The organism is Clavibacter lycopersici (assembly GCF_003576405.1).
Taxonomy (GTDB): Bacteria; Actinomycetota; Actinomycetes; order Actinomycetales; family Microbacteriaceae; genus Clavibacter; species Clavibacter lycopersici.
The window spans coordinates 1-931 of the sequence record NZ_QWGT01000445.1 but is presented as its reverse complement, the minus strand read 5'-3'; the positions used below and the strand labels follow the sequence as shown (position 1 = coordinate 931).

At 78.3% G+C, this 931-nt stretch carries 1 protein-coding gene; it reads left to right on the top strand.

Annotated elements, in window-relative coordinates; all coding sequences use genetic code 11:
• Positions 1-931 (top strand): CYTH and CHAD domain-containing protein (locus tag DZG00_RS15840; RefSeq protein WP_119455839.1); only part of this gene is annotated, 931 nt, incomplete at both ends.

Sequence of the window (931 nt, the reverse complement as noted above, 5' to 3'; positions counted from 1 at the left end):
GGACGGCGACGACGGCGACGGCGCGATCCCCGGCCCCGTGCTCGACCAGGTCGCCGTGCACGTGCGCGGCCGCGAGCTGACGCCGCTCGCGCGCCTCGAGACCGTGCGCACGACCGTCACGCTGCACGACGCCGACGGCCGGGCGGTCGCCGAGTTCGCCGACGACAGGGTCACCGGATCCGACGTGCGCGGCGGCACCGTGCGCGCCTGGCACGAGTGGGAGGTCGAGCTGCTGCCGGACGCGCCCGCGAAGCGCAAGCAGCGCACGGCGCTCCTCGACCTCATCGAGCGGCACGTGCTCGACGCCGGCGCCCGCCCCTCCGACAGCGCGTCGAAGCTCGCCCGCGCGCTCGGGGCCGACGCGCTCGGCCGGCAGGCGCCCGCGGGACCCGCGCTGCCGGATCCCGCGACCCTCACCAAGGAGAGCCCCGCCGCCGACGTCGCCCGCGCGATCCTCGCCCGCGGCGTCCGCGACCTCGTCGCCGCCGACCCGCACGTGCGCGCCGACGAGCACGACGCCGTGCACCGCATGCGCGTCGCCGTCCGCCGCCTCCGGAGCGCGCTCCGCACCCACCAGGACGTGATCGACCCCGCCGCGACCGCGCCCGTCCGCGCCGAGCTCACGGCGCTCGGGGCCGTGCTCGGCGACGCCCGCGACATGGAGGTGCTGCGCGACCGCGTCGTCTGGTCGGTGGTGGAGCACGACACGGAGACCGTGCCCGACCACGTGGGCGACGCCCTGCACGACGTCCTCGACGAGCGCTACCACCGCGCCCGCGAGCGGGTGATCCGCGCGCTCTCGTCCGCGCGCTACGTCGCGCTCCTCGACGACCTCGACCGGCTGGTCGCGGATCCGCCGCTCGCCCACGACGCCACCGCCCCCGCCGGTCCCGCCCTGCACGCCGCCCTCCGCCGCGACGCCGAGCGCATC